Source organism: Pseudorhodoplanes sp., assembly GCF_035565795.1.
Taxonomy (GTDB): domain Bacteria; phylum Pseudomonadota; class Alphaproteobacteria; order Rhizobiales; family Xanthobacteraceae; genus Pseudorhodoplanes.
In genome coordinates, this window is record NZ_DATMRV010000279.1 from 1 (window position 1) to 20,372 (window position 20,372).

The window sequence follows — 20,372 nt, forward strand, 5'->3', positions numbered from 1 at the left end:
AAGCGAGTCGGGGATCACGGCAACGGCTATCGCCCGACCGTGCTGACCGACGTGCCGGACGATGCGGACATCATGCAGATCGAGCCGTTCGGACCCGTGGTGCCAATCACGAAGTTTACCGGCATGGAAGAATTCGTGTTACGAGCGAATGCATTGTCCTACGGCCTCGCAGCCACCGTATTCACCGGCAATCTTGCCATCGCACGCTGGACCGCCTCGAATCTCGAGGTGGGCATGGTTGGCATTAACGACACGGCGTTCGGGTTGCCGGAAACACCGGTCTGCGGTGTCAAGGACAGTGGCTACGGCCATGAAGGCGGAAGTGAGGGCCTTGGTGATCACCTTGTGACCAAATTCGTGAATGAGTTATTTTAGCGCAATTTCCGCCGGTTCTGCGTCCGGGATTGCGAGACGATAACGGGATAGAGCATCCAGCGGCGAAAAAACCGTCGCAGTCGATACTCCGGGGTTCAACCAAACTAAAAAAGGCGTGTAACATGGAATTACCGATCCCCGCTGCGGACCGCATCGTGCCCGAGGCTAAGGACACGTCGATCATCTCTTCCTTTTCCAAGGGATTGAAGGTCATTGACTGCATCCTAAACGCCGGGGGGACGGTGTCCGTGGCTGAAATCTCCCAGCAACTGAGCATGGACAAGGCGTCGGCCTACCGCTTCCTCAGCACGCTCGAGCGTCACGGGCTGGCGCGAAAGGACCCGCGTACGCGCCACTATTCGCTAGGGCCGCAGTTCCTCGTTTGGACGGCCAAGGCGACCGAGATGAACTTCGACATCATCTCGGTCGCCAAGCCGCATCTCAAGGAACTGGCCAACAGCGCCGGCCAGGAGGCGCATCTGGCCATCCTCTCCAGCAACGAAGCATTGCTGATCGACACGGCCTCTCCCGAAACGCCCATTTCGGTACGCAGCCTCGTGGGCGTGAAGGAGCCCCTGCATTGCTCGGCTCTGGGAAAATGCCTGTTAGCCTTCCAGCACGAAGGCGAGCAGGCACGCCTACTGAAGGCGCTGCAGCTGCCGTCGCTTACCGAGCGCACAATCACGGATCGGGCCGTGCTGGTCGCCGAGATCGCGAGGATCCGCGAGCAAGGATATGCCACAGACGATCGCGAGCACATTGATGTCCTTACATGCGTGGCGGCCCCGGTCTTCAGCGGAGACGACGTCGTGGCCTCGGTCGGCGTATCGGCGATCTCCGCAACGGTCAACGCGCAGGACATTCGGCGCCTGGCCAACATCACGAAAACGGTGGCACGCGATTTTTCGACCCGATACCGGTGCGCCTGAGATGCCGGCCAGTGCCGGCAGCATTTGGAATGCGGAAACCCAACCCGATGTGAGATCGGGCCGGGCCGGCATGGTGTGGCCGTCGAGGCTCTATGGCTCCAGCGCACCCTGCAGGAAGTCGAAATCGCATCCCTCGTCGGCCTGAAGCACGTGGTCGCGGTAGAGCATATCGTAGCCACGTGGAGCGGGCCGCTTCGCGACGGTGCTTGCCGCCATGCGCGCCTCCAGTTCCCCGTCCGGTACCATGAGATTGATGCTGTGGTTCTTAACGCTCAATGCGATCTTGTCGCCGTCGCGGATCAGACCGATCGGCCCGCCCGATGCGGAATCGGGCGCCACGTGCAGGACGATGGTGCCGTAGGCCGTGCCGCTCATGCGGGCATCGGAGATGCGCACCATATCCTTGACCCCGGCGCGTGCGAGCTTGGCCGGGATTGGAATGTAGCCCGCCTCCGGCATGGCCACATCGCTGAGCGGGCCTGCATTCTGAAGGACGAGGAAGTCGTCCGCAGTCACGTCGAGGTCGGGATCGTCGATGCGGGCGGCGAGATCCTGCAACGAGGTGAAGACCACGGCGCGACCGGTCTTCTCGAAGAGGTTCGGGTCCGCTGCCGAGCGCTTGATGATCGCGCCGCGCGGGGCCATGTTACCGAAGACAGCAAGCAGACCGCCGTTCTCGCGAATGGGGTCGCCGATAGACTTGACGACGTTCCTGTCGACCCAGGCGTCCGCCGCCTCGATGCGGTCGCCGATGGTCTCTCCGGTGATCGTTTCGCAATCGAGATGTAGGAGGTGCTTCAGTTCGCGCATGACGGCCGGTATACCGCCGGCGGCGTGCAGGTCTTCCATGTAGGAGGTGCCGGTCGGCTTCAGGTCGACGAGCACGGGGGTCGTGTCGCTGATCTCGTTCATGCGCTTCAGGTCGATCTTCAGCCCGAGGCGCCCGGCAATAGCGGCAAGATGGATGATCGCATTGGTCGAGCCGCCGATCGCCATCAGGATACGCACGCCGTTTTCCAACGCCTTTTCCGTGATGATCTTTTTCGGGGTCTTGTCGGTACCGATCAGCGAGACGGCGATGCGGCCGGTCTCCTCGGCCATGCGCAGGCGATCGGCATCGACGGCCGGAATGGCGGCTGAGCCTGCCGGCATCATGCCGATGGCTTCGGCAAGCGAGGCCATGGTGCTGGCCGTTCCCATCACCGCGCAAGTCCCGCTGGTGGAGGCGAGGCGCTTTTCAACCTCGTTGATGCCCTGGTCGTCCACATCGCCGGCACGATAGCTCTGCCAGAACCGGCGGCAGTCGGTACAGGCGCCGAGACGTTCGCCACGATGGCGGCTTGTCGACATGGGACCGGCGACGAGCTGGATCGAGGGCAGGCCGGCGGAGGCAGCACCCATGAGCTGCGCCGGCACGGTCTTGTCGCAGCCGCCGAGCAGAACTACGGAATCCATCGGCTGGGCGCGGGTCATTTCCTCGACGTCCATCGACATGAGGTTGCGGAACTTCAAGCTGGTCGGGCTGAGGAAGACCTCACCGAGCGAGATCGTCGGGAATTCGACGGGCAGCGCGCCCGCGGCAAGTACGCCGCGCTTCACCGCCTCGATCATCTCGGGAAAGTGGCGGTGACAGTTGTTGAAGCCGCTCGCCGAATGGGCAATGCCGACGATGGGCCGGTCCAGCATCTGGCGGCTGTAGCCCATCGAACTGGCGAAGGAGCGGCGCAGATAGATGCTGAAGCCCCGATCGCCATAGTTGGTCAGACCGCGGGAAAAGCCCTTGTCCTTGCAGGAATTGTTGTCTTCGTCACACATGGCTTCCTCCTCACGCCATCCGCATCTTGATGTACTTGGCTTCGAGATAATCGAAGATCCCGAGCTGGCCGCCTTCGCGACCCATGCCGCTTTCCTTGATCCCGCCGAAGGGGATTTCGGCCGCGGCCAGCAGCATGTCGTTGACGCCAACCATGCCGACCTCGAGTGCTTCCGCCGCTTTGTTCGCGCCTTCGAGCGATTGCGTGAATACGTAGCCGGCAAGGCCGAAGGAGACGTCATTGGCGCGCCTGATCGCATCGTCGAAGTCGGAGAACCGAGCAATCGGCGCGACCGGGCCGAAGGGCTCCTCGGTCATGATCAGGGCATCGTCCGGCACATCGCCGAGAACCGTCGGCCGGTAGAAGAAACCACGGTTGCGATCGGCGGGGATCTCACCGCCGGCCAACAGCGTCGCACCCTTTGCAAGCGCATTGGAGACCATGCCGACGATACGCTCACGGCCGCGCGCGTTTGCCATCGGCCCCATCTCGATGCCGTCATCGCTGCCACGGCCGATCCTCAGGCCATTGGCGACGTCGGCCATCGTGCGGGCGAATGGCTCGTAGATGGAGTTGTGGACATAGAAGCGGCTCGGCGAGATGCAGACCTGGCCGGCATTGCGGAACTTAGTGCGCGCGCAGAGCGTCGCCGCGGCAACCGGGTCGGCGTCTTCCAGCACAAGGACCGGGGCGTGGCCGCCGAGTTCCATCGACACCTTCTTCACCGTGTCTGCGCATTGCTTGAGGATCAACTTGCCGACGGGAACGGAGCCGGTGAGCGAGACCTTGCGGATGATCGGCGAGGCGATCAGGTGTGAGGAAATATCCGCGGACTTGCCGCTGACCACGTTCAGCACGCCGGCCGGGAGGCCTGCTCTGATGGCCGCTGCTGCGATATGCAGCGTGCTCGACGGCGCTTCCTCCGAGGGTTTGATGACCACCGGGCAGCCGGCCGCCAGCGATGCTGCGATTTTGCGGGCGGGCAGCAGGGCAGGAAAGTTCCAGGCCGTGAATGCAGCGACCGGTCCGACGGGGTCGAAGCGCACGTTGAGGCGGACATTGCGGTCCCTGCCGTCCAGCACGTGGCCGAAGATGCGGCGGGCTTCATCCGCGTACCAGTCGAACTGATCGACGGCGGCGCCCCATTCGCCCGCTGCCTCCGCAAGCGTTTTTCCGGTCTCGGCGCTCATGTCGCGGGCGGCACGATCCGACACCGTGCGCATTTCCGATGCGATCCCGCGCAGGATGCCGCTTCTTTCCCATCCCGACACCTGACCCCAACGCGGGGCCTCCCGGGCGAGCACGGCAAGGATCTCGTCGAGATCGGCCGCATCGGCCGAGGGAAGATGGCCGATGATCTCTTCGTCGACAGGATCGATGACGGGCCGCGTGCCGCCGCTTCGCGAAGCGCGCCAACGGCCATCGATGAATAGTCCGAATTCGTCATACATGATGGATCTCCTTCGGCCGGGTTCAGATCGATTGCTGGGAATAGAGACGCTCGACGTCGGTGACCCAAGGCCCAACGTTCCACCGGCCATAGGCGCCGAGGCCTGCCAGCGGATCATCCCCCCAGAAAACCGGCACATGGATCAGCGAAAGGCCGTCATGTGCATGACCCTTTTCGAGCGCTGTCCAAAGTTCCCTGCGGCTGTAGCCACCAAACAGGCCGAGCACGCCGTCGACGGACGAGGCGAGAGTGGCGAAATCGATGGCTACATCGTCACTGGTGCCGAAGTCCGGGCCGAACTGCGAGGCTTGCAGAGACGAGATCGCGCCCATGCGGCGATTATCGAACACCACGACCATGCCTTTGGCCTTGTGGACCAGCGCATCGATCAGGATCTGGGGGTTCATCATGAAGGAACCGTCGCCGGTGAAGGCAATCATGTAGCGGCTGTCGTCGGCGATGCCGGCGGCCGAAATGGCGCTTGTCGCAAAGCCCATGTAGGATGCGCCCGTTTCGGTGATGGTCTCGAACGGTACGTCGTCCTCGACGAGCTGGAAGCCGTTGGCCTGCACGTCGCCCGCGTCGAACACCTTCAGCGCGCCGATCATCTTGGCGAAATCCGCGACCGTCTTGACCGCGCTCGGCTGTGTCAGCACAGTGCGCTGCCAGACCGGGTCGCGCAGCGTCACGTCGTCTGTGCGCGCCGCCTTGAAGGTGCTCCACTCGGCCTTCTTCGCGGCGCAGGCGGCCAGCCATTGCCCGGCTTCGGCCTCGACCGCAGGGTCCGCCACCGATGCCTTCACGGCCGCCGTCAGTCTCGAGAGGACCGCTGAAATGTCGCCGGAAAGGATCTGCGTGTTGTTGTAGTGCGAGGCATCGTCGATGTTGCCGTTGATATTGATGACGGCCTGTGCGTTCGGATATCCTGTGCCGGAGCAGTCGGCCTGGCAGACCGAACGCGAACCGATGACGATCAGCAGCTCGCAATTTTCCATGGCATAGTTACCGCTAATTGAGCCTTTGCTTCCGCCGACATGCATGTTCTGCGGATCGGCGTCGGCGACGACACCCGTCGACCCCGGAGACAGGACAGCGACGCCGCGCGAAGCCTTGAGGAACGAGCGCACGGCTCCGGCATGTTCACGGCTGCCGCCGCCGAGCTTGATCGCGATCCTGGCGAACTTGCGGATCGTCGCCGCCGCTTCGGCGTAGACCCACTCGTCGACCGGTGCGGAAACCGGGACCTTGATCCGGCCGGGGAGGCTGGTCAGCCGCAGGTTCTTGATAATCTTCGGCTGAACGTTAATCGGGAAGCAGAGATAGAAGGGCGAAGCGAAGTAGGGCCGGTGTACGGCATTGGTGCCGCGATGGAGGGCTTCGCGCAGGGCCTCGGCGGTGTGCAGCGTATAGGAATCGCCGAGGATTTCGGTGAGGCGGCCGAATTGGTTCTGACGCGCCCGCGGAATCTGCTGCATGTTGTAGCCTTCGCCGCGCGTGGTCTCATCCCCGTAAATATGGTAGATGCCGACGCCGTTCGATGCTGCGGCTAGAGAGCCGGCATAGGCCTGCAGCGCGCCTGGTCCGATGGAGGTCAGGACCGCCGGCGTCTCCTTGTAGGCCCAAGCGAGCGCGGTCGCCGCATGCGCCATCGAAACTTCGTTACGGCACGGATAGAATTTCGCCACGCCCTCTTCGCAATAGACGCGAAGGATCTCGCCGAAATCCGTGTTGCCGTGGCCGAGGATGCCCAAATATTTCGTGATCCCCTGGCGCAGCAGGCCAAGCAACAGTCCCTCGGACGCGGTCACGTCGATGAATTCCGGCAGGCTTCCCGCTGCTATTGCCCTGTCGATATGGCCGCAAGCGGCTATTGCGCGGGCGCGTGCCCGCACGTTCTCGTCCTCCATCGGACCCTCCATAGATATGTTCCGTTTCCTCACCGACAGCGCCGCTGTGGTGTTCATCTCTTGCGGCGCCCGCGCAGCCGTTCGATTGTCCCGATGCGGCACGGGTTGCGAAAAACCCGTGCCCGCAGGGCGGCCTACAGCTTGAGTACGGTCGACAGCCCGCCGTCGATGGTGATCGCCTGTCCGGTCAGATACGACGCGGAATCGGACGCCAGGTATTTCACGAGCCCAGCAATGTCGGCCGGAACGCCGACCCGGCCGACCGGCGACCAGGCATAGACCGGCCCGGACTTGCTGGCGTCGGGACGCACCGTATCGCGGCCGGAATCGACCGAGCCGGGGCAGATCGCATTGACCGTGATCCCGGAATCCGCGACGTCGCCTGCCAGCGACACCGTCATCCCGAGGATGCCCGCCTTAGAGGCGGCATAGGCGACGCGATCGAACAGGCTGCGGATAGCGGCTGCCGATGAGATGCTGATGATGCGTCCGCGCCCCGATGCACGCAGATGCGGAAGCGCGTGCTTGGTGACGCGAAACGCACCGTTCAGATTGACATCGACGACGAATGTCCATGCCTCTTCCGACACTTCACTGAGATCCGCCCGGTCCGCACCCTGCGGAGCGCCGGCGTTGTTGACCAGGATGTCCAACCGTCCAAATCTGCCGACCGCGCTGTCGACGGCCGCCTTGCACGAGTCCATGCTGGTAATGTCGCAGACTTCCGGGAAGACCAGCTCCTCGCCCAGTTCCCGGTTGATCTCCGCGCAGACCTCTGCCAGCGCATCGCGGTTGCGCGCAATGTCCGTAGCAACCACCTTCGCTCCGTCCGCAGCCAGTGCCCGCACGATGGCCGCGCCGATTCCGCGCTTTCCGCCACATCCGGTTACCATGGCGACGCATCCGTCGAGCGCATCTGTCTTTTTCATATCTTCTCTCCGGTCTCAGCTTTCTCAGAAATTCTCGCCGAGTGCGGCAATGCCGGCCGCACCGATCTCCGTGTCCATCGTCCAATGGCTGCCGCTCACGCCGATCGCGCCGATTACGTCGCCATTCCAGCAGATCGGCTGGCCGCCGCCGAAAACGATCAGCCGGTTGGTGCCGATGGCCGCTCCGGCCCTCAGCGGCTCGTCGGCCTGGATGGTATCGAACCATTCCTGGGTGCTCTTTCCCGTGGTCGCGGAGGTATAGGCCTTGTCGGTTGCTACCTGCACGGTCGACAGGGCGGCGCCGGGCATGCGGGCGAACGCAACCAGCCAGCCACCCTCGTCGAGTACGGCGATGGAAACGGTCTTGCCGAGTTCCGTGGCACGCTTGATCGACCCGTCGATCATGCGCTGGGCCGCAAAGCAGGTAATTGATGATTTCTTAACGGTCACGTCCATGTAGTTTTCCTCGAATTACACCTGATCGTCTGTGATGCTGTCTTGTCACAGCGGAAGTGGTCCCGCCCGCGCCCCTTTGCGGATCATGTCGGCGGGAGCCGGACGTTAAGCGTTGGGTACACCCGGATTGCGCGATCCGGGTGTACCTTGGTCCTTTAGTTGCTGGGATTGAGATTGGGCAGGTCCGTCCGTACCCACTTCTTGTAGATGGCCTTCAGCTTTCCGTTTTCCATGTTTTCGGTGACCCAGGCATCCAAGTAGGTCTTCAGCTCGGGTTCGTTCTCGCGCAGGCCCACAGCATAGGGGGAGCTGCGAATCAGAAACTTCTGTTCAAGCGGATTTTCCGGACGCGTCTCGTTAAGGATGGGCACAAGCGCGCCGGTGACGACAGCAATTTCTGCCTGGCCGGACTTGATGGCGGTCGTGAGCGTGGAATCGTCGTCGAACCGGACTATGTCGGCATCCGGCGCGCCTTCCGTCAGGAAGTTGTCGGCGGTCGTGCCGCGCGTCACGCCTATGCGGCGACCCTTCAGATCTGCGAAACCGGCGATCTGGTCGGCCTTCGGGGCCGCGACGATGATTTGCACGGCGCCGTAGGGCAGAGAGAAGTCAACAACCTCGTCGCGTTCCTTGCTGATCGAGAAGGTCGCCATCACCACATCGGCTTTGCCAGTCAACAGGAACGGAACGCGGTTGGCGCCCGTTACGGGAACGAATTCCAGCTTCACGCCGAGGCTTTCGGCGAGCAACTGCGCGGCTTCGACATCCGATCCGATCGGCTTCAATTCTGCATCCAGCGTGCCGTAAGGCGGCACAGACATGTCGGTAGCCACGCGGATGACGCCCTTTTCCCGGATGGTGGCCAGTTGGTCCGCATTCGCAATGCCAAAAGACCCGGCGACGGCGACCGCGCAAAGCATGACGCGAAGTAACTTCATGTGTTTTCCTCCTCTAACTCTGGTTGGTGTTCGGATCGCTAGGCACCCGGATCGGCAACATGTGGAAGAGATGATCTCCAAATCCCCCGGACTGGCCGCCGCGATTCATCCTCCCGCTGCCTCGAAATCCTCTTGCATCATCCGGAAAAGTTCGTAATAGTCAACAGGAATTCGCAATAAGCAACCTTGCGAAATTCGTCGCTGCCGGATGCACACGGATCGGGCATGGGAGGCGGTCGTCGCGCCCGGCCGTTTGAGGGGGCAAAGACGGCATAGGAGCGTTTCCCTGAAGGCCGCAACGTCAGGACGGGTCCGCGCGGTGGGCGACACCCCCGCAGAGTGCCGTTTCGACGGGAATGACCAGCATTCCTGCATCCGTGTACGGAAGGCAGTCACGTGGTGGGAGCGTGCGAAGAACAGTGGACGGGCGCCGGGCCATCGGCCCGTCAGAATGACGCCTTTAGCGAGGCAAACTGTCGAGGAGGAAAACATTGAACTATGAATTCGACTTCACACCTGTACTGTCGCAGTGGCCGCTGCTTCTGGATGGCCTTCTCACGACAGTGCAGTTGACTCTCTTGACCACGGTCGCCGGCATCATCACCGGTTCGTTGCTGGCGGTCACCTATACGGCGGGGCCGCGCTGGGCGCGCATCGTAGTCAAGACCTATGTCGAGATCATCCGCAACACACCACTGCTGATTCAGGCGTATTTCCTCATCTTCGGTTTTGCCGCGGCCGGATTCCGCATTCCCATCCTCATCGGCGCCGTCATCGCCCTGACGGTCAACGTCGCGGCCTATACTACAGAGATAGTGCGGGCGGGGATCGAGAGCCTGCATCAGAGCCAACTCGAGGCGGCCGAATGTCTCGGCCTCACATCGCTACAGACCTATGTTCACGTCATCATCAGGCCGGCGGTGGAGCGTGTCTATCCAGCGCTGACCTCCCAGTACGTGCTGCTGATGCTGTTTTCGTCAATCGTCTCGGCCGTCGGGGTGAACGAGTTGTTTGGCGTTGCCAACCGCATCCAGTCGGTCACGTTCCGCAACTTCGAGGTCTTCGTGGTTCTCGGCGTGATGTATTTCTCCCTATCCGTTCTCGTCCGGGTGCTTTTCAACCTGATCGGGCTCGCGCTGTTTCCGCGCCTTCGTCGACTAGGAACGCCGCTATGAACTACGTTTTCGCGCTTTCCCTCGTCGAGGGACTGAAGAACACCATCGTCCTGTCGCTCCTGAGCTTCCTCTTCGGCGGACCAATCGGTGCGATCGTTGCCCTTGCCCGCATTTCGCCCGCCAGCGCCGTCCGGAAGCTGGCGGCGGCCTATATCCAGCTAATGCAGGGCATCCCGCTGCTGGTCCTGATGGGGCTCTGCTATTTCGGACCGATCCTTTTCGGCTTCAACGGGGTGACGGAACTGTTCGCGGCCACTCTTGCGATGTCGCTGTACACCTCGGCCTTTGTCGCTGAGATCTGGCGCGGCTGCCTGCAGGCCGTTCCCAAGGCGCAATGGGAGGCCGCCGAATGCATTGGTCTCAGCCGTCTGCAGCGCATGTGGTACGTGATCGTCCCGCAGGCTCTGAAACTGTCACTGCCTCCCACGGTGGGCATGATGGTACAGGTGATCAAAAACACGTCGATAGCATCGATTGTCATCGGCTTTCCCGATCTCAGCTACAACGCGAAATTGATAAACAATACAACGTTCCAGCCCTTCATATACTTCGGTCTGGCCGGCGTCTTGTATTTCTGTGTCTGCTATCCGCTATCGGAGCTGTCACGCACACTGGAGAGGAAGTTGAATGTCGGCAATCGTTAATATGAAAGGCGTCCGGAAATCCTTCGGCGCGCTGGAGGTCCTCAAGGATCTGAACCTAACGGTCAACAAGGGAGAGGTTGTGGCCATCGTCGGCCAATCGGGATCTGGAAAGTCGACGGCATTGCGATGCTTGGACCGCCTGGAGACCATCCAGGGAGGCGAGTTGTGGGTCTGCGATCACGCCCTCCACGCGGCAGATGTCGACAAGGCACGCCTTCGCCGCGATGTCGGGATCGTTTTCCAATCCTACAACCTCTTCCCCCATATGACGGCTCTCGAGAACGTGATGCTGGCCCTGCGGCTGGTCAAAAAACTGAGCCGCAAGGAATCGCAAGACATCTCGTGCCAGGTTCTGTCGCGCGTGGGGCTGGCCGAGAAATTCCACATGTATCCCGAACAACTGTCGGGCGGCCAGCAGCAGCGCGTCGCGATCGCGCGCGGACTTGCGCTGCAGCCGAAGCTGATGCTGTTCGACGAGGTGACCTCGGCCCTGGATCCCCAGCTGACGGGAGAGGTTCTGCGCGTCATCGAGGGACTGGCGAGCGAAGGCATGACTATGATCCTGGTCACCCACGAGATGGACTTTGCCCATGACGTGGCCGACCGCGTGGTCTTCATGCACGAGGGTCAGATCAACGTCGATGGTCCGCCGTCGGTTCTGGATACGCCGCCGACCCGCGAATTCGCCAATTTCCTGCAGAAGTCCGCAACGGTGCAGTGACCTCTGCCCCGAGCGGCACCGGGGCCCGGCCGTGTTCGGGGCCGGGCTCTGGCGATACCTTGCCCGGCGTCAGCCTTCCGCAGTGCCTAACATGTCAAAGAGGAGAACAGACATGGTCACGACCGCATTCCACTCCGGGTTGCTCGGGGACTTTCCGGTTCTGGACGCCGTTCGCGTCATCAAGGACTACGGCTACGACGCCGCCGAACTGAACGGTGAAATCCTGCCGTGGGCGGCCCCGCATGTGGGGCCGGACACCGGTCGCGCCGTTCGGCAGGAACTGGCGCAACTTGGTCCCTTCGCCGCCCTCAGCGCGCACCACGCGGACTTCGGCAGCTCGGACGCCGCGCGCAACGAGCGATCCCTCGAACACACAATCGGAATGCTTGAACTGGCCAGCGATCTGGGCATCGGCGTCGTGCACGTTATCGCCGGCGAAGGCGCCGCCGCAGACCCGCTACGGAGGTCCCTTCACGCGGCTCTGGCCGTCGCTGACCGGCTCGCCATCAGCCTGTCCCTCGAGCCGATCGTCAATCGGCTGATCGGCACGCGCAGGAGCGCGGAAGATCTGTTAGAGGACATTCCGGCGCTCGGACTTAACTTCGATCCCTCCCACCTGCAGGTAATGGACGGGGATGTCGTTGGCGCCGCGCGCGCGCTTGCCACGCGGGTAAACCATGTTCATCTCAAGGATGCGTCGGGCTCGCCCAATGCCTTCGAATTCAACCAGCTCGGCAAGGGCGCCGTGGATTTCGACGGAATGCTCTTGGAAATCTTCGCAGCTGGTTTCGATGGGGCGATTTCGATCGAGCACGAAAGCCACTATTTCTCGACCGATACGCGCCCCCTGAACCAGGTATTGGAGGAAAGCAGGCTGTTTTTGGAAGCGCTCATCGAGCGGACCACGCCCCCTAGCCGCCTGTAGACGCCCGAGGCGGCATGATCGCGAAGCTTGCCGCGTCGTTCCCTTCAACGAATCACCGGCCTTGGATGAAGGGCTGATGTTCCTTTCCGCGCGGAGATGCGGATCGAAGCCTCGGTTCCGCCGGCCAACACTATGGAGACGAAACATGACGTATGGACTACAACTAGATCCGGAAAAAACCGCAGTTGTTATTCAGGGAACGCAGCGCGACCTGCTCGACCCCGACGGGGTCCTGTCAACGCCCGGCATCCGGAACCACGTCGAATCTCAGGGCATGATTGCGCATATCCGGCAGATCGCGGAGACGTTCCGCGCGCGGGGGGCCGGCGTGGTCCATGTCCTGTTCGTCATCGAGAAGGATGGCCGCGGGACGAAGGCCAATGCACCGCTCTACAGGGGCGTACTGGCGGCCGGCGGCATTCGCCGCGGCACATGGGGCGTCGAGCCGATCGATGCGCTGGCGCCGCGCGAAGGCGACTTCGTCATAGAGAAGGCACGTGAGAATCCCTTCTACAACACGACGTTCGAAAGCGTTCTTACCGGTCTCGGCGTCGATACACTCGTTGTCGTCGGGGCCCTGACCAGCGGCGGCATCGAACACACTGCCCGTCATGCCGCCGACGCGGGCTACAGGGTCCTCGTCCCCGAGGACGCCGTCGCCGGCCAGAGCGCCACCTCGCATCGCAACACGATCGAAGGATTTCTGCCGGCCGTGGCGGAAATCACCACGACCCGCGACATCATCGACGCCATGCAACACGTGGCGCACTGACGCGGACTTGTCACGTTGGATCAGATTCGACGGCTCGGCGTCCCCTTGCGCCGTCTGCCGGCGCGGTCACCCCTGATCAGGCGGCTTTATGGCGGTGCGCTGGTACTAACGCGCTCCGCTTGGAGATTGACCTTGCCCCGTTGAAATAATCCATTTTGAAGTAAGCTCTGGCCCACCGTGAGGACCAGGTAATGAAGCGCAACCGTTTCACAGACAAACAGATCATCGGCCTTCTAAAGCGTGTCGCCGTTAACCGGATTCAGGATTGAACGAAGCCGCTTTCGCGGCAGTTGGGGCGTCTGATTTGCATGGCGTGTCTCTGGTTTGAAGGATTGGCTGTTTTGGCCAACCTTTGAACAGGAGATTATCATGAGTGAGATGAGCCCTCTACGCCAGCGGATGATCGAGGACATGACGATCCGCAACCTGTCGCCGGCGACGCAGCGATCCTATTTGCATGCGGTGACGAAGTTCTCGCGCTATTTCGGGCGATCGCCAGACCGACTTGGACTGGAAGACGTGCGCGCCTTTCAGGTGCATCTGGTGTCGACGGGCCTGTCATGGCCGGCCTTGAACCAGACGGTCTGCGCGCTGCGGTTCTTCTTTGGCGTCACCCTTGGGCATGATGAGATACCGGAGCGCATCGCCTATCCCCGTACGCCATCCAAGCTGCCGACGATATTGAATGGCGACGAGATCGTGCGCTTTCTCGAAGCGATACCAAGCCTGAAGACAAGAGCAGCACTGACGACAGCTTATGCGGCAGGGCTGCGCGCCTCGGAGACAGTCAGTCTCAAAGTCGGCAACATCGACAGTGAACGAGGTGTCATCAGCGTCGAGCATGGCAAGGGCGGCAAGGATCGAACCGTGATGCTCTCGGGTCAGTTGCTGGGTATCTTGCGGACGTACTGGAAACTGGCACGACCGCAGTTCTGGCTGTTTCCGGGCAGGGACGAGACCATGCCGATCAGTGTCCAAGTCTTGCACTCGGCCTGCCGTTCGGCGCGGACTGCCGCTGGCATCGACAAACGGGTGACGGTGCATACACTTCGCCACAGCTTTGCCACCCATCTTCTGGAAAGCGGGACCGATATTCGGATCATCCAGGTTCTCCTCGGCCACAACAATCTGTCCACCACGGCCCGCTACACGAAGGTATCCAACAGGCTGATCCGCAGCACGACCAGCCCGCTCGACCGCCTGACGCTGGAGGTGGTGCCGCCAGGCTGAGGACGTCTCGCCATGGTGGCGGGACTGGAGGTGGCGGACATCTTTCGCCGCCAGGGCGAACGATATCGTCATATACACGACGCTCATCTCGGGCGTGTCGAACGTCGGGTCATGAGCGCCATCGAGATGTGCCGGACAGCGCGCCTCGGCGGGCATGTCCAGCAGTGCCAGGATTGTGACACGCTCCGCATCGCCTACAATTCCTGCCGCAACCGGCATTGCCCAAAATGCCAGGGTCAGGCGAGCCGCGACTGGCTTGACGCGCGGCAGGCAGACCTTCTGCCGGTCGGCTACTTCCACGTCGTGTTCACCGTGCCGCAAGAGATTGCGGCGATCGCCTTCCAGAACAAGGAGGCGGTCTATGCCATCCTGTTTCGCGCTGTCGCCGAGACGCTGCGCAGGCTTGCCGCCGATCCCAGGCATCTCGGCGCAGAGATTGGCTTAATTGCGGTGCTGCACTCCTGGGGCCAGAACCTGCAATATCACCCGCATGTCCATTGCATCGTACCGGGCGGCGGATTGTCGGCCGACCAGTCCAGATGGGTCGCCTTTCGGCCAAACTTCTTCCTGCCCGTACGGGTCCTATCCCGCCTGTTCCGGCGGCTGTTTCTCGAACAACTGAAGCACGCCTTCGAGCTCGGCCAGCTTCAGTTCTTCGGCGATATCGCCGGCCTGGCCCATTCGGCTGCCTTCAATCGAGCGCTGAAAGCGGCTCATCGTATCGGCTGGGTGGTCTATGCCAAGCCGCCATTCGCAGGACCCAAACAGGTGCTGGCCTATCTCGGTCGCTACACCCATCGCATCGCCATCTCCAATTCCCGCCTCGTCAGCATGGACGGCGATCGCGTCACCTTTCGATGGAAGGATTACCGAACCGGCGGTGGCCAAAAGCGGATGACGCTGCATGCACACGAGTTCATCCGTCGCTTCCTGCTGCACACCGTGCCAGACGGCTTCCATCGCATTCATCATTACGGTCTGCTTGCCAATGGTCATCGGCAAGTGAAGCTGGACCTCTGTCGAAGGCTGCTCAACGTCCCGCCGCCAGAACAGCAGGTCGAAGAACCGGAGGCAGGGCCAACTCCTGTGGCACATCGATGCCCCTGTTGCGGTGGAGCCATGACAATCATAGGCGCGTGGACCCCACTCCAGCCTGTCTGCCGACCAGCATGGGACGACAGTTCATGACTATGCCCGGAATTCGATCAGTCCAGCGATCAGCGTCGGCATGTCGAGCGGCCGCGGGAGCCACGCTTTGGCCGATTACGCCGGTGGCACATAAAAAGAACCGGCGCTTGGTGTCAGAGCCATCTCAACCCGCCGACAGGGCACCCCAAAACATCCTGTATGCCGCTTTGGTTCTCCTGCCTCATCAATCAACGAGGTCCTTTGAGGCACGACCCCACCAGACGCCATCGACCGCAGCGGCGAAATCCCCATAGCGCAAAACAACCCGCGCCTTCGTTCAATCCGGCTTCAATGAGGTCCGGTCAGTGAATGCCGCACGCTAGCGGCCGGACCTCACAGAACCCTCCAGATTCCTGTTTGGCATGAACTATGATTCTTTGCCCATGGAAGGAGAAGCGCCATGGGCAAACCGCATCCGATCGAGTTGCGTGAACGTGTCGTTGCGTTTGTGAATGAGGGGCATAGCAACCGTGAAGCCGCTCGGCATTTCCGGATTTCGCCTCGGTTCGTCAACAACATGATGATCCTGCATCGGTCATCCGGTTCTCTGATCGCCGCCAAGCAGGGCCAATCGATCTCGCGTTCGGTCGAGGTGCCGAAAGCATGATCGAGCTCCATGAACGAGGAGCTTGCGCACATAACGGTTTCCCCGTTTGCTAATGCCGAGAAGCTTTTATTTGCCGCCGGTCGAATATTCTCACGGTACAAGGCCAGCTACGCGCTAGATTGCGGGCTTTTTAAAATTGCAGCCCGCTACCAATGGCGGCAAGGAGTGCTGCTGCCCCCATAGCGCCAATTCCAGGGCTCGTCATGAGACGTCGGGCAGCATCCTCTCGACTGGCGATCGCCTCAATTTCGCGTGTGACGTCACCAATGCGTTGCTCTTCTGGGACGTTGCAGATGCGATTGATAGCGATGAGCGAACGTAATCTGCAGCGGATTGAGATTTTGTCGAAATTGGTTGCCAAGCGCATGACGCTGGAGCGCCGTCCCATCGTGGATCGCAGACCCGGTCGCGAACAAACGGCATCAGATTGATAAAGCGCATACTGGCATGATCCTACCGGCGAATCCCAAGGCCCTGCATCCGGGTGAGCTGCTGCTTCAGTGTGTGCTCATGGCTCAGTTCGGCAAAGCGCGTGCGCTCCACCATGCGGGCGGTCGTCTTAATCTGCTCAACCTGCTTCGCCAACTCCGGACGTTTCTCGAGTTCCTTGGCGAAACTGCGAGGATCGGAATGCCCGAACCGCTGCGTGAGCGCATTGGCGACCAGCTTGGCCTCCTTGAGCGCGGCCTGGCCCTCGCGGGATGATCGCAGCTCTGCGATGAACTGGCCCCTCTTCTCGACCGGCGTCTTTTCCACCTGGGCGATGATTTCGGCGCTGCGCGGCGTAAGGCCGGGAACCTCGATTACATCACGCTTTTTACGCTGCCACTCTTCGGACTTTCGCTCCTCGCCAAGCCGCCGCTCCCAGGCTTCGGAAACATAGCCGATATGAGCGGAAACCGACCTGGCGTAATGCAGCGCCTCTTTCCGCTCCTTGTTGTCCCCGAACATGCCAGACTTGCCGCGTAGCTCTCCAAACCGCTCCGGCTGCTCAGCCATGGCCTTCGCCATGATCTTGCCGTTGCCCTCCTTCTCGGTGATGGCGGTGCGCAGCCGCCCAGTCACCTCGTCCGGATCGCGGAACACGTGCCGCGCTACAGACTCCACGGTGTCGAATCTCTGCTCGATGACGGACATCGCCTTTTCACGGGCCACGTCCTCGATGCTGCGATCGTGGCGGGTGATCGCCGGCACCAGGGGAGCGGGCTTGTCGGCCTCCGGCTGCAAGGCGCTGCGCTCTCCGTCCCGATCGCTGGCCGCTGCACGGCCATCGCCGGCGCCAGCCGGCGACATGACCTCCGACCACCGGACGCGGCGGGAACCTTCCCTCTCCCCTTCCTGGCCGCCCTGCCGATCGCCATCAGTATTCCGGGCGAGATCCTTGCGAGAATCCTCGCGGCGAACAGGGCCGGCCAGATCGCCGGCACGTTCCTCGTAAACCTGCTGGCGCTCTGATGGCCGGCCCTGCTGCTCCCGTTCCGAATGGGCCGCACGGGACGAAAACTCCTGCGCCAGGTTTGGGGCGGGAGCAAGTTCGATCTCGCTTCTGATCCCGAACTGTTCCGCGATCCCGCGCCGCTCGGCAAAGTCCCTCACATAATCTAGCGTCGTTTCCTTCGCGCCGGAACGCGACAGCCGGCTTTCGAGCTGCTGGTAGGACAGCTCGCCACCTTCCACGACGCGCCACGAATTGCGCTCGGTCTGGGTGCCATCCGGTAGCGTGACGGGGGTGGTCCCTTCATGCTGCAGGCCGATCCTGTCCCCGATCGCCGGCGAAGCCTCCTGCAGGGCGCGCTTGAGATCGACGCCCCACACCGTCCGTTGATCGCCCTTGTCATTTTCCAGCGTCACGAAATAACTCTCACGCGCTTCCGGGTTGTGCTCATAGGGCGCAGCGCCATGGTCAACGAGGCGGCCGGCATTGGTGAACTCGTCTTGCGCTGCATAGAGCTGTGCCCCGTCGCGATGGCGCGTCATGGCGACATAGGTTAGATGCCGGTCCATGGTGCCGGAAGCCAGCACATAGGCGCGATCAACAGTGGCCCCCTGATTTTTATGGATCGTCGTCGCATAGCCGTGGTCGATCGCCTGATAGCTGTCCGTGGGAATGCTGACGCTATCGCCGCCTCGGCCGTCGAGCTGCGCGACGATGCGCCCCTGTTCGACATGCTCGACGGTGCCAAGCATGCCGTTTTTCACACCAAGATCACGGCTGTTTTCGAGGAATACGATCCGGTCACCGGGGGCGAAGTCGCGCTTGCCGTCATTGGTCTGGAAAGTCAGTTCTCCACCTTCCTCGCCGTCGCTCAGCCCGTGGCTGCGCCCCAGCTGATGGCGGTCCTGAAGCTCGGAACGGATAGCGGCATTGAGTGCCCGCACATCGGCACGGCGATGCGCCATGGCAACCCGGGTGCCGTCCGGACGCTCGTCGCGGTCGGCAAGATAGTCGCGCACGATCCCGGCCCGTGCTTCGTCCTGGCTCGCCGCAAAGTGAATGTCACCATGATCCCGATATGCGGCCAGCCCCTCGGCCGTCTTGTGGGTCGCGAAGGCAACCGACGCCTCCCGCTGCCAGTCCTGGCGCTGACGTCGAATGTCGGAAAGTTCGGCATGGCCGATCTGCTCGGCAATCGCCCGGAAGGGTGCACCAGCCCCGATCGCCTGTAGCTGCTCATGATCCCCGACAAGAACGATCTTCGCCCCTCGCGCCTCGGCCTCTCCGATAAAGCGGGCGAGCTGACGGCTCCCGACCATGCCGGCTTCGTCGATGACGAACACATCCCCGCGGCCGATCGTCCCGCGATCGTTTTCCCAACCGCGGGACCACGACGCCAGAGTGCGGCTCTGGATGCCGGAGCTTTCCTTCAGCCCCTCGGCCGCCTTTCCGGCCAGCGCCGCACCGTGGACCTGATAGCCCTGCGCTTCCCATGCCTCACGCGCGGCTGCAAGCATGGTGGACTTGCCAGCGCCAGCAAACCCGACCACAGCCGCGATGCGCTCCGGCCCGGTAATATGTCCGATCGCGTGACGCTGTTCGTCGGACAGGCGAGCGGACTCGCTGCCCGAGCTTTTCCGGATAGCCGCGTCCTGTCGCTCCATGGCTCGACCGACATGCCGCCGATCGACACCATGGTTCTGCGCCTGGTGCAGCCGCTCCGCCGATCGCGCCATGCCGAATTCCAGATCGATCATTTCCCGCGTCGAATACCGCGCCTTCGAAACCTCACCCGTCTCCGGATCGATGCGCTCGGCCTGAAGCTCCACCAGCGCCGGCGAGGCCATCACCGACGCAAACGCATTCCGAAACGTCTGCGCGTCGTCGTTGATGTAGCGATGCAGGGTCTTCGCAATGTCGTACCGGTCGAATACGCTCTTCTCATTGCTGATCAGCGTCAGAACCTGTTCCGGTTTTTCGCGGATTAGTTCGGCATTGCGCTGCGCCGCCTCTTCGTCCAGCCGCGCCCGCTCGACCGCCATGCCCTGCCGTTGCATCTGCGAGGCATGCACGCCCATATGCTCGGTAGGTGAAAGCTCAAGGCCGCGCTCTGCATGCGAGCGGTGATCAATGCGAATATCCAGCCCCTCACGCTGAAGCTGGCTGTTGGCGATGCTCTCCCACGATTGCCTGATGTCGCGAAGCTGCATGTCGGTGGTCGCCATGCCATTCGACAACAGCCGTGCGTTCTTGTGCTCAAGATACGTCTTCTCGCCCAGCCCGGCTTCGCCAACCTGTCGCGTCGTCATCATCACATGCGCATGGTAATTCCGGATGTCGCCCTGCTCATGCGGCGCATGGATGGCAAAATCCACCGCCGCGCCATATCGGTTCGTCAAATCCTGAGCGAAGGTTCGCGCAGCCTCCACTCGCCCTTCTGCAGAAAGCTCGTGCGGAAGCGCAATCTCGAATTCGCGGGCAACACGCGCGTCCTTGCGCTTCTCCGCAAACTCTGCGGCATTCCACAAAGCCGAACGATCCAAAGCCCAATCGGCGGAAACGCCTTCCGGGAGCACGATCTCCTTATGCTCCACGCCTTCTTTGCGGGTGAAGTCATGCACAAGGCCATCGCGCTCATTGGTCAGGCGGACAGCGCAACGATATGCGGCCGACGCCACAGCGCTGCGGCCGGATGACCGCGAGATAGGCTTTGCGCTGAGATGGTAGATCGCCAAACGGTATTCTCCGAACCAAAAAGAGAATACCGTGCACCGACTTGCCCAGCAAGTCGTAAGTGCGCCCTTCTCAACTCAATCGCTACGCTCTTTCGCTGATCGGTGTGGCGCTCGCGGCAAGGTCGATGCAATGAACTGAGGC

General features: G+C 62.0%; 18 protein-coding genes and 1 pseudogene. 11 read left to right on the top strand and 8 right to left on the bottom strand.

The window, feature by feature from the left end; translation table 11 throughout:
- A partial coding sequence (locus VNZ93_RS24740; protein WP_325711888.1) for an aldehyde dehydrogenase family protein occupies window positions 1–375 on the top strand: 375 nt, incomplete at its 5' end.
- A 122-nt stretch (window positions 376–497) separates the two neighbouring features.
- Window positions 498–1,304, top strand: coding sequence for an IclR family transcriptional regulator (locus tag VNZ93_RS24745; RefSeq protein ID WP_325711891.1), 807 nt, complete (start codon window positions 498–500; stop codon window positions 1,302–1,304).
- 90 nt (window positions 1,305–1,394) lie between these two features.
- Here the strand turns inward: VNZ93_RS24745 and VNZ93_RS24750 are convergent, their stop codons facing one another.
- From VNZ93_RS24750 to VNZ93_RS24775, 6 genes are all read right to left on the bottom strand, one after another.
- Entirely contained in the window at window positions 1,395–3,119 is a 1,725-nt protein-coding gene (locus VNZ93_RS24750) for a dihydroxy-acid dehydratase (protein ID WP_325711894.1), read from the bottom strand.
- Window positions 3,120–3,129: 10 nt separating this feature from the next.
- Window positions 3,130–4,569 (bottom strand): NAD-dependent succinate-semialdehyde dehydrogenase, encoded by a 1,440-nt coding sequence (locus VNZ93_RS24755; RefSeq protein WP_325711896.1) that lies wholly within the window; start codon window positions 4,567–4,569, stop codon window positions 3,130–3,132.
- 22 nt (window positions 4,570–4,591) lie between these two features.
- Complete coding sequence (locus VNZ93_RS24760; protein WP_325711898.1) at window positions 4,592–6,475, bottom strand: thiamine pyrophosphate-dependent enzyme; 1,884 nt, start codon at window positions 6,473–6,475, stop codon at window positions 4,592–4,594.
- 134 nt (window positions 6,476–6,609) lie between these two features.
- Window positions 6,610–7,404: an SDR family NAD(P)-dependent oxidoreductase gene (locus VNZ93_RS24765; RefSeq protein ID WP_325711901.1), complete on the bottom strand. Its 795-nt coding sequence runs from the start codon at window positions 7,402–7,404 to the stop codon at window positions 6,610–6,612.
- A gap of 24 nt (window positions 7,405–7,428) precedes the next feature.
- Window positions 7,429–7,860: a heme-binding protein gene (locus VNZ93_RS24770; RefSeq protein ID WP_325711904.1), complete on the bottom strand. Its 432-nt coding sequence runs from the start codon at window positions 7,858–7,860 to the stop codon at window positions 7,429–7,431.
- A gap of 155 nt (window positions 7,861–8,015) precedes the next feature.
- Window positions 8,016–8,780, bottom strand: coding sequence for a transporter substrate-binding domain-containing protein (locus tag VNZ93_RS24775; RefSeq protein ID WP_325711907.1), 765 nt, complete (start codon window positions 8,778–8,780; stop codon window positions 8,016–8,018).
- Window positions 8,781–9,289: 509 nt separating this feature from the next.
- Here VNZ93_RS24775 and VNZ93_RS24780 point away from each other — a divergent pair.
- From VNZ93_RS24780 to VNZ93_RS25015, 8 genes are all read left to right on the top strand, one after another.
- Entirely contained in the window at window positions 9,290–9,973 is a 684-nt protein-coding gene (locus VNZ93_RS24780; RefSeq protein WP_325711910.1) for an amino acid ABC transporter permease, read from the top strand.
- Window positions 9,970–10,617, top strand: a complete 648-nt coding sequence (locus VNZ93_RS24785) for an amino acid ABC transporter permease (RefSeq protein WP_325711913.1) — start codon at window positions 9,970–9,972, stop codon at window positions 10,615–10,617. Before VNZ93_RS24780 ends, VNZ93_RS24785 begins: the two co-directional genes overlap by 4 nt.
- Window positions 10,601–11,338: an amino acid ABC transporter ATP-binding protein gene (locus VNZ93_RS24790; protein WP_325711916.1), complete on the top strand. Its 738-nt coding sequence runs from the start codon at window positions 10,601–10,603 to the stop codon at window positions 11,336–11,338. The genes VNZ93_RS24785 and VNZ93_RS24790 overlap by 17 nt, the downstream gene beginning before the upstream one ends.
- 112 nt (window positions 11,339–11,450) lie before the next feature.
- Window positions 11,451–12,263 (top strand): sugar phosphate isomerase/epimerase family protein, encoded by an 813-nt coding sequence (locus VNZ93_RS24795; protein WP_325711919.1) that lies wholly within the window; start codon window positions 11,451–11,453, stop codon window positions 12,261–12,263.
- A gap of 145 nt (window positions 12,264–12,408) precedes the next feature.
- Window positions 12,409–13,035 carry a cysteine hydrolase gene (locus VNZ93_RS24800; protein WP_325711922.1) on the top strand — a complete coding sequence of 209 codons (627 nt, stop codon included), beginning with the start codon at window positions 12,409–12,411 and terminating at the stop codon, window positions 13,033–13,035.
- A 369-nt stretch (window positions 13,036–13,404) separates the two neighbouring features.
- Window positions 13,405–14,265: a tyrosine-type recombinase/integrase gene (locus tag VNZ93_RS24805; RefSeq protein ID WP_325711924.1), complete on the top strand. Its 861-nt coding sequence runs from the start codon at window positions 13,405–13,407 to the stop codon at window positions 14,263–14,265.
- A gap of 12 nt (window positions 14,266–14,277) precedes the next feature.
- Window positions 14,278–15,453: an IS91 family transposase gene (locus VNZ93_RS24810; protein WP_325711926.1), complete on the top strand. Its 1,176-nt coding sequence runs from the start codon at window positions 14,278–14,280 to the stop codon at window positions 15,451–15,453.
- Between the two features lie 400 nt (window positions 15,454–15,853).
- The gene (locus tag VNZ93_RS25015; RefSeq protein ID WP_414710189.1) at window positions 15,854–16,060 is read left to right on the top strand and encodes a hypothetical protein; all 207 of its coding nucleotides are present in this window, start codon (window positions 15,854–15,856) and stop codon (window positions 16,058–16,060) included.
- On the opposite strand, the pseudogene VNZ93_RS25020 reads toward VNZ93_RS25015, so the two are convergent.
- Window positions 16,022–16,337 (bottom strand): annotated as a pseudogene (locus VNZ93_RS25020) (transposase); the annotation flags it as partial. The gene VNZ93_RS25015 and the pseudogene VNZ93_RS25020 sit on opposite strands and share 39 nt — an antisense overlap.
- Window positions 16,338–16,368: 31 nt before the next feature.
- Between VNZ93_RS25020 and VNZ93_RS24825 the strand changes: the two are divergent.
- Window positions 16,369–16,491 (top strand): hypothetical protein, encoded by a 123-nt coding sequence (locus VNZ93_RS24825; RefSeq protein WP_325711972.1) that lies wholly within the window; start codon window positions 16,369–16,371, stop codon window positions 16,489–16,491.
- Window positions 16,492–16,513: 22 nt separating this feature from the next.
- Here the strand turns inward: VNZ93_RS24825 and traA are convergent, their stop codons facing one another.
- A complete protein-coding gene (traA, locus tag VNZ93_RS24830) occupies window positions 16,514–20,230 on the bottom strand; it encodes a Ti-type conjugative transfer relaxase TraA (protein ID WP_325711931.1) in 3,717 nt (1,238 codons plus the stop codon).
- Window positions 20,231–20,372: the final 142 nt, after the last annotated feature.

Coding starts and splice junctions, on each gene's coding strand:
- VNZ93_RS24745 (WP_325711891.1), top strand. CDS start 498: ATGGAATTACCGATCCCCGCTGCGGACCGCATCGTGCCCGAGGCTAAG.
- VNZ93_RS24750 (WP_325711894.1), bottom strand. CDS start 3,119: ATGTGTGACGAAGACAACAATTCCTGCAAGGACAAGGGCTTTTCCCGC.
- VNZ93_RS24755 (WP_325711896.1), bottom strand. CDS start 4,569: ATGTATGACGAATTCGGACTATTCATCGATGGCCGTTGGCGCGCTTCG.
- VNZ93_RS24760 (WP_325711898.1), bottom strand. CDS start 6,475: ATGGAGGACGAGAACGTGCGGGCACGCGCCCGCGCAATAGCCGCTTGC.
- VNZ93_RS24765 (WP_325711901.1), bottom strand. CDS start 7,404: ATGAAAAAGACAGATGCGCTCGACGGATGCGTCGCCATGGTAACCGGA.
- VNZ93_RS24770 (WP_325711904.1), bottom strand. CDS start 7,860: ATGGACGTGACCGTTAAGAAATCATCAATTACCTGCTTTGCGGCCCAG.
- VNZ93_RS24775 (WP_325711907.1), bottom strand. CDS start 8,780: ATGCTTTGCGCGGTCGCCGTCGCCGGGTCTTTTGGCATTGCGAATGCG.
- VNZ93_RS24785 (WP_325711913.1), top strand. CDS start 9,970: ATGAACTACGTTTTCGCGCTTTCCCTCGTCGAGGGACTGAAGAACACC.
- VNZ93_RS24790 (WP_325711916.1), top strand. CDS start 10,601: ATGTCGGCAATCGTTAATATGAAAGGCGTCCGGAAATCCTTCGGCGCG.
- VNZ93_RS24795 (WP_325711919.1), top strand. CDS start 11,451: ATGGTCACGACCGCATTCCACTCCGGGTTGCTCGGGGACTTTCCGGTT.
- VNZ93_RS24800 (WP_325711922.1), top strand. CDS start 12,409: ATGACGTATGGACTACAACTAGATCCGGAAAAAACCGCAGTTGTTATT.
- VNZ93_RS24805 (WP_325711924.1), top strand. CDS start 13,405: ATGAGTGAGATGAGCCCTCTACGCCAGCGGATGATCGAGGACATGACG.
- VNZ93_RS24810 (WP_325711926.1), top strand. CDS start 14,278: ATGGTGGCGGGACTGGAGGTGGCGGACATCTTTCGCCGCCAGGGCGAA.
- VNZ93_RS25015 (WP_414710189.1), top strand. CDS start 15,854: ATGGGCAAACCGCATCCGATCGAGTTGCGTGAACGTGTCGTTGCGTTT.
- VNZ93_RS24825 (WP_325711972.1), top strand. CDS start 16,369: ATGAGCGAACGTAATCTGCAGCGGATTGAGATTTTGTCGAAATTGGTT.